Source organism: Bacillus cereus group sp. BfR-BA-01360 (assembly GCF_022663595.1).
Taxonomy (GTDB): Bacteria; Bacillota; Bacilli; order Bacillales; family Bacillaceae_G; genus Bacillus_A; species Bacillus_A cytotoxicus.
This window is the reverse complement of record NZ_JAKUFV010000027.1, coordinates 44,867-51,422: the sequence shown is the minus strand read 5'-3', so window position 1 is coordinate 51,422 and position 6,556 is coordinate 44,867. Positions and strand designations below refer to the sequence as shown.

Below are 6,556 nucleotides of genomic sequence, written 5' to 3'. Positions count from 1 at the left end.
TTTTCTTTATTGGAAACGAGCTATTATCACTTTTAGAAAATGCTGGACGAATGGGGATTCCCCTTCCACAAGCATTAACAAATGCAGTTGAAATTTTAAGTAATAAGAGCAATAAGACAAGCTCTGAATATGATAATAAAAAAGGAGATGTTGAGTAATGGGACACATTGTAGATATTTCAAAATGGAATGGTGACATTAACTGGCCTATAGCAAAGCAATACATTGATTTCATCATCGCTCGTGTACAAGATGGTTCAAATTATGTAGATCCATTGTATAAAGGATATGTACAAGCCATGAAGCAACATGGTATTCCTTTTGGTAACTATGCATTCTGTCGTTTCGTTTCTGAAAATGATGCAAGAATAGAAGCGCGTGACTTCTGGAACCGTGGAGATAAGAGCGCGACAGTATGGGTTGCGGATGTTGAAGTGAAAACAATGAATGATATGAGAGCGGGCACACAAGCATTTATTGATGAACTACGCCGATTAGGTGCTCAGAAAGTTGGTTTATACGTTGGTCATCATATGTATGCTCCGTTTGGTATGGCAAATGTAAAATCTGACTTTGTTTGGATTCCTCGTTATGGCGGTAACAAACCTGCATATGAGTGCGATATTTGGCAATACACAGAGACAGGGCACGTGCCTGGTATTGGTAAATGCGATTTAAATAAATTAATCGGAAATAAATCGCTGGCTTGGTTTACAAATCAAACTGTTGAAAAACAAGAAGGAGTGGGGATTAAAGTGGATAAATTTAATAAAGTCGTATCGTATGAATTTGGTACAGCATTAGTGCCAGAAATGTTAGGGATGATGGATGCTCTTGGTTATGAATCTCGCATTATCTCCTATGGAGATAAACAAGGTTTAGTTAGATTTGAAACAACATATCGTCAAGGGAATGAACTAGATCGAGCAACAGCATGGTTAGATGCTAAAGGACTTAAATATTTCTATACAAAAGAATAGTTTGATTAACAAAAATAAGAGCCGTCCTGTTGGGCGGCTTCTTTTTTATGGCTTTTTATTGTCCTAAGCCATTATTACCTCTTTTTTTTGAGATGTTTCGAATTGAAAACGATGTTTAATAGTTGAATTGATTTGTTTTGTTCTATCCAAAAATGACTTTTACTATAGTTAATTAGTTCTAATGGTCTTGTTGTTGGACGAATTTTCGCTGCGGGAGTGAGAGGTGTACCAAGATACTCTTTAAAAAACATGGAATCATCTAAGTATTTAATGGGACAGTTCCTATGGGATCCTATTTGACTTTGATTCGGTAGTCTAAATCTAGTTACAATATCATTTTTGTCTAGCCATTGTAATGTGTTACTAAGGATAGTTATAGCTACAGGCTCAATGTAATCTAAATTTGTAAAATCAAGAGTAATTTCTTGTTCTACTGGTTGTCCATCTGAGATTACTCGACCTAAAAAATTATACATGGTGTTTCGGGTAAAACGGAATGGTAATTCAATATTCAATTTTAAAAGCCCCCGTACTTGATTAATATTTGCTAAAAATACAAAAAAACCTGTAACTTTTTGTATTTTTTCTAAAGTAGTTCCAGTTTGTAATATTATAATACCAAAAGAAATAGGAGATTTTTGTCGAATATTGTCAGATGCACACAAAGTAATTAATTTATATTAAAAATAATCAGATTTAATTTGATTCAAACCGAAAATTAAATAATGGTATGAGATATCCTATACTTAAAAAGATATTTTGGGAAACAAAAGAATTAATAATAAAAAAAGCCCTCCGAAGAGAGCGTTAATAGTAAGTATCTTTATTATTCAACTTTTAATTTGATTTCTTTACCAGTCATTCCACCACGTGCTTTTAAAACCAAACCTTTTGCATCTTTAGGTACATCAAAAACTATTTTTCCTGTTTGTGTTAAACCAGGATTAAGTTGTTTCAAGAAGAAGTCAGATTTCCCGCCGTTAGCAACATCAAATGATGTTTGAGCTTGAGTTGAGTATTTGAACTCACGATCTTGATCATCTACTAATTTAAAACTATTAGCATCGATAGTGATAGCATCTTTTTGATTATTAGTGATAGATAGTTCTACAACTTTAAATATACCTTGTGCTTTTTCATTTACATATTGATTACCTACAGACTCTAGTGTTTCAACGGAACCAACTGAAATTTTAACGTTAGAAGATTCTCCTTCTTTGGACAGTTCTTTAGGTTTGTCATTTTTACTATTATTTTTCTTAACTTCTTGTTTAGATTCGTTAGAAGTAGCTTTTGATTCTTCTTTGTCCCCACTACCTCCAGCAGCGGCTGCTATTATAATCACAACGATTACCCAGAACCACCACTTCTTATAAAATGCTTTTTTCTTTTTTTCCATACTGTTATACCTCCATAATATTATTACGTCATCCAGTATAACAAATAAGCGAATATATTATAAGAAGAATTTGTGAATATATAGAAGGAGCCTACCAATACAGCAGACTCTATTCATTATCTATCAAGATCTGGTATATACGTATGCTTCTTTTGAATGAAGATTTCATGAACCAATTTAACGCACCACTCCACAATCTCTTCATCATCGTAAAGGTTGTAGCCAACCTTCGCATTTTGAAATTCTTTTATTTCTTTTATCATTTCTTCTTTGGTTTTCATTGTGTATCCCTCGCTATCCGTGGTTTGATTATCTTTTTATTCGGAGTTGTATTTATGTTACTAAAAAAACTGGATCTGGAAAAACAACAACAATGTATGCGTTATTAGAAGTTGCCAAAAAAGGTCAAACACGCCGGATTGTTACATTGGAAGATCCGGTGGAGAAAAGAAAGAACGGTTTATTACAAATTCAAATTAATGAAAAAGCAGGGATTACGTATGAGACAGGTTTAAAGGCAATTTTACGGCATGACCCAGATATTATTTTAGTGGGGGAAATTCGTGATGAAGAAACAGCAAAAGTGGCTGTACGTGCAAGTTTAACAGGTCATTTAGTAATGACAACGCTGCATACAAATGATGCGAAAGGTGCTGTATTGCGCTTGATGGATTTTGGAATTAGCAGACAGGAAATTGAACAGTCGTTATTAGCTGTAGCCGCTCAGCGCCTTGTAGAGTTGAAATGTCCGTTTTGTAAAGGGAAGTGTTCACCATTATGTAAATCGATACGCCAAGTACGGCAAGCAAGCATTTATGAGTTGCTATATGGTCATGAATTGAAGAAAGCCATTCGCGAAGCGAATGGCGAACGTGTGGTGTATCGCTATGAAACATTACAATCTTCATTAAAGAAAGGCTATGCTTTAGGATTTTTAGAAGAGGATGTTTATGTTTAATAGAAAAAAATGGCGATTAGATGAACAAGTTATGCTTTTAAAAAGGTTAGGAGATTTATTGGAAAAAGGCTATTCGCTCTTACAAGCGTTAGAGTTTTTACAATTTCAATTATCTTCGCAGAAGCGTTTACAACTACAACATATGACAGAAGAGTTGAAAAATGGGCAGAGTTTACATGATGCTTTTCATCAATTGATGTTCCATCCAGATATATTGAGTTATTTATTTTATGCACAGAAGCACGGTGATATTTCGTTTGCGTTGCGACAAGGAAGTTTACTGCTTCAGAGGAAAAATAAACATCAAAAGGAGATGATAAAAGTACTTCGTTATCCTATTTTTTTATCCGTGTTCTTAATTGGAATACTTGCTGTATTTCATTTTATCCTTCTCCCACAATTTGAAATACTATACAGTTCTTTACGTACATCTACCACCTCTTTTACAGATTCCATTATCTCCTTTATTCAAACCCTTCCGTATATAATAGCTGGCTTTTTTCTAACAGTACTAGTGGGATTTTGTGTATATGTATTCTATCTTCGAAAACTTCCTCCTGTCCAAAGAGTAAATATTTTACTTCGGATTCCTCTTAGTAAAACATTTTTAATTTCTACGCATTCTCATTATCTTTCTGTTCAACTGAGTGGATTATTGCAAGGGGGATTATCGGTACTTGAAGCTTTAACGCTCATGAGTAAACAAAGACATCATCCGTTTTTTCAATATGAAGCAGCTCGAATTGAGGAGCGATTAATGGCTGGAGAACCATTAGATTCTATCATTATGAAGAGCGGATATTATGAAGCAGATCTATCTTACGTCATTGCACATGGACAAAAAAATGGAAATTTAGCAGCAGAATTAGGAGACTATAGTGAATTGATGATTGAAAAAATGGAAGGGAAAATGAATCGTATTTTCGTTGTGATTCAGCCGCTGTTATTTGTCTGTATCGGCATTATTGTCGTGTTTATGTATTTAGCGATGATTATGCCTATGTTTCAAATGATGAACTCTATATAGGAGGTTATTTGTATGAAGGAGGAAAAAGGCTTTACTTTGCTAGAAATGTTATTAGTTATGGTTGTGATCGCTGTATTGTTGCTTTTAATTATCCCAAACGTAATTCAGCAACGTTCCGCGGTACAAGGGAAGGGCTGCGATGCCTATGTGAAATCAGTGGAAGCTCAAGTGCAAGCATACCAATTACAGAATAATAAAATACCTACTATAGATGAATTAGTGAAAGAAGAGTATATTACTTCCACTACTTGTCCAAAAGGGGAAGTAATCAGTATTTCAAATGATGGAAAGGTAATTGTTAGTAAGTCGTGAAGCAAAGTGGATTTACGCTTTTAGAAATGCTTCTCGTTCTATTTATGATTTCGATATTAAGTGTTGTCGCATATTTTAATGTCACACCACTGTATGAAAAACAAAAGGTAGAACAATTTTTAAAACAGCTTTCACAAGATATTTTGTATATGCAGCAATTAGCGATCAGTCATCACAGTCATTATACATTGCGTTGGTTTCAGGATAAACATGTATATGCAATTGGTGAATCAGGAAAAGATACATTTCTGATTACTCGTGAGTATGATAAAAACTTAAAAATTAATTTGCATACTTTTCCAAATCCTATGACCTATAATGCAAGAGGAAATATTAATCGAGGTGGTACAATCTTACTTTCTTATCGAGAGTATACTTATGAAATTGTATTCCAGCTAGGGAGAGGGAGATTTACGTATCGTGAAGTGCCAAAGAGGATCAATTATGCTCGAAATGCTCGTAGCATTAAGTTTGTTAATGATGGCAATATCAGTATTACTTCCCCAAACATTACTGATCATGCAAGAGAGAAAAAACATATATCTTCGTTATAAAGCGCAACTACTGTTAAAGAGGGAAGCTGCATTATATGTATATCAAAATCAAGACAGGCGAACAAAGGAAGAAAAGATAGATGATACATTGTATAACGTGCATTGGAAAGGAGAAGAAGTATGTACGAGCTGGAGGGATGTGAAACAAAGAAGGATGGAGCAATGTCGTCATATTCAAAAATAAAAAAGGGAGAGAAGGGTTTTACATTATTAGAAATGCTTATATGTTTATTCTTCCTCTCTCTTTTTTTTCTATTAGTACCTCGTTTTCATAGTCTATTTATGGAAAAAGCATATGCAAAAGAATTAAATGATTGGGAATGGGATGTATTTATGGGACAAGTACAATTGGAATTTCGTGAAGTGCAGCGAGGAAAGGTTATAGTATTGGAGGAAGCGGCGCGAGTTCTGCGGTTTCAGTTAGGAAATGGAGACGTCATCACGTATGAGAATCTCGATCATAACATTGTTCGAAAAGTAAACGGGAGAGGAAGAGAAATTATATTACAAAAGGTAGACTCTATTGCTTATGAATTAACTCCTCATTTGTTATCGATACGGGTGCAAGATATAACTGGAAAGGTATATCATGGCGTGGCAATACGTTATGATACAATTGAGATAGCGGTATGAGAAAGCAAGCTGGTTTTGTTATGCCTGGAACGCTCATTCTTCTTTTCTTACTTATGTCATTTTTTATTTATGAAACGAATATGCTTTTATCTGATAAAAAATTTTATATAGAAGCAGAGCAAAATTTTGCATTGGAAGAAATGGTTGATCAAGTGATTTCAGATGTGAAGGCAGATTTACAGAATAATGAGATGCATGATACTTTTTCGTTTGTTTATGAAAAAGGAGAAGCAAGAGGACGATATGTCTTTGAAAAAGACGTTGTTTTGGTGGAATTACAGTGTATCGTTAAGGCAGGACGCTTATACAAAGCGAGTTTTCAATATGATACTGTTACGAAAAAGATTATCAATTGGTTAGATGAGCAATGAAGCAGTGGACTGTAGAGAATAAAATCAAACCTTAGCAGAGAGTTGTCATTTTTTAGAGGAAGGAAAGGGGCTGACCGTGTATAGAAGTGGCAGAAGAAAATGGAATCTCACTTTTTCTTTCATAGTCAGCGCCTACCTTTCAGGAAAAATTGATCTGTCTATAGTACGTTTTGTTCTATTGCCATCATCATAGAACAAAATGTTTTTCATTTTAGATTATCTACTGTAAAATTTGATGATTCAAATGGAGGAATATGAGAGTGATATTGAGGAATTTATGTTTGTATGGAATTACAATTTTCCGTTATTTTAGATCAGAAATC

The 6,556-nt window shown here is 34.3% G+C and carries 10 protein-coding genes and 2 pseudogenes; 9 read left to right on the top strand and 3 right to left on the bottom strand.

Translation table 11 applies throughout. The features are described from left to right. On the top strand, positions 1-158 hold a 158-nt coding region (locus MR056_RS19060), incomplete at its 5' end, for a phage holin family protein (RefSeq protein ID WP_242136638.1). Continuing rightward, positions 158-979, top strand: a complete 822-nt coding sequence (locus MR056_RS19055; protein ID WP_242136637.1) for a GH25 family lysozyme — start codon at positions 158-160, stop codon at positions 977-979. The genes MR056_RS19060 and MR056_RS19055, both read left to right, overlap by 1 nt. Positions 980-1,053: 74 nt before the next feature. Here MR056_RS19055 and MR056_RS19050 read toward each other — a convergent pair whose 3' ends face one another. The 3 genes from MR056_RS19050 to MR056_RS19040 all read right to left on the bottom strand — a co-directional run bounded on the left by MR056_RS19050 (position 1,054) and on the right by MR056_RS19040 (position 2,659). Continuing rightward, positions 1,054-1,494: a hypothetical protein gene (locus MR056_RS19050; RefSeq protein WP_012095389.1), complete on the bottom strand. Its 441-nt coding sequence runs from the start codon at positions 1,492-1,494 to the stop codon at positions 1,054-1,056. Between the two features lie 311 nt (positions 1,495-1,805). Further along, the gene (locus MR056_RS19045; RefSeq protein WP_012095388.1) at positions 1,806-2,378 is read right to left on the bottom strand and encodes a DUF4352 domain-containing protein; all 573 of its coding nucleotides are present in this window, start codon (positions 2,376-2,378) and stop codon (positions 1,806-1,808) included. A 116-nt stretch (positions 2,379-2,494) separates the two neighbouring features. After that, positions 2,495-2,659 carry a hypothetical protein gene (locus MR056_RS19040; protein ID WP_164468640.1) on the bottom strand — a complete coding sequence of 55 codons (165 nt, stop codon included), beginning with the start codon at positions 2,657-2,659 and terminating at the stop codon, positions 2,495-2,497. Positions 2,660-2,718: 59 nt separating this feature from the next. Here MR056_RS19040 and MR056_RS19035 point away from each other — a divergent pair. The 7 genes and pseudogenes from MR056_RS19035 to comGG all read left to right on the top strand — a co-directional run. Continuing rightward, positions 2,719-3,336: pseudogene (locus MR056_RS19035) on the top strand (ATPase, T2SS/T4P/T4SS family); the annotation flags it as partial. Beyond that, complete coding sequence (gene comGB / locus MR056_RS19030) at positions 3,323-4,363, top strand: competence type IV pilus assembly protein ComGB (RefSeq protein ID WP_041810011.1); 1,041 nt, start codon at positions 3,323-3,325, stop codon at positions 4,361-4,363. The pseudogene MR056_RS19035 and the gene comGB, both read left to right, overlap by 14 nt. Positions 4,364-4,375: 12 nt before the next feature. After that, on the top strand, positions 4,376-4,675 hold the full coding sequence (gene comGC / locus MR056_RS19025) for a competence type IV pilus major pilin ComGC (protein ID WP_012095385.1): 300 nt from the start codon (positions 4,376-4,378) through the stop codon (positions 4,673-4,675). After that, positions 4,672-5,118: pseudogene (gene comGD / locus MR056_RS19020) on the top strand (competence type IV pilus minor pilin ComGD); the annotation flags it as partial. The gene comGC and the pseudogene comGD, both read left to right, overlap by 4 nt. Beyond that, entirely contained in the window at positions 5,096-5,413 is a 318-nt protein-coding gene (locus MR056_RS19015; RefSeq protein ID WP_235436438.1) for a type II secretion system protein, read from the top strand. The pseudogene comGD and the gene MR056_RS19015, both read left to right, overlap by 23 nt. Next, the gene (comGF, locus tag MR056_RS19010) at positions 5,392-5,862 is read left to right on the top strand and encodes a competence type IV pilus minor pilin ComGF (RefSeq protein ID WP_140388435.1); all 471 of its coding nucleotides are present in this window, start codon (positions 5,392-5,394) and stop codon (positions 5,860-5,862) included. Before MR056_RS19015 ends, comGF begins: the two co-directional genes overlap by 22 nt. Next, entirely contained in the window at positions 5,859-6,233 is a 375-nt protein-coding gene (gene comGG, locus MR056_RS19005) for a competence type IV pilus minor pilin ComGG (protein ID WP_087099118.1), read from the top strand. Before comGF ends, comGG begins: the two co-directional genes overlap by 4 nt. Positions 6,234-6,556 lie beyond the last annotated feature (323 nt).

Coding starts and splice junctions, on each gene's coding strand:
- comGF (WP_140388435.1), top strand. CDS start 5,392: ATGTCGTCATATTCAAAAATAAAAAAGGGAGAGAAGGGTTTTACATTA.
- comGC (WP_012095385.1), top strand. CDS start 4,376: ATGAAGGAGGAAAAAGGCTTTACTTTGCTAGAAATGTTATTAGTTATG.
- comGG (WP_087099118.1), top strand. CDS start 5,859: ATGAGAAAGCAAGCTGGTTTTGTTATGCCTGGAACGCTCATTCTTCTT.
- MR056_RS19040 (WP_164468640.1), bottom strand. CDS start 2,659: ATGAAAACCAAAGAAGAAATGATAAAAGAAATAAAAGAATTTCAAAAT.
- MR056_RS19045 (WP_012095388.1), bottom strand. CDS start 2,378: ATGGAAAAAAAGAAAAAAGCATTTTATAAGAAGTGGTGGTTCTGGGTA.
- comGB (WP_041810011.1), top strand. CDS start 3,323: ATGTTTATGTTTAATAGAAAAAAATGGCGATTAGATGAACAAGTTATG.
- MR056_RS19055 (WP_242136637.1), top strand. CDS start 158: ATGGGACACATTGTAGATATTTCAAAATGGAATGGTGACATTAACTGG.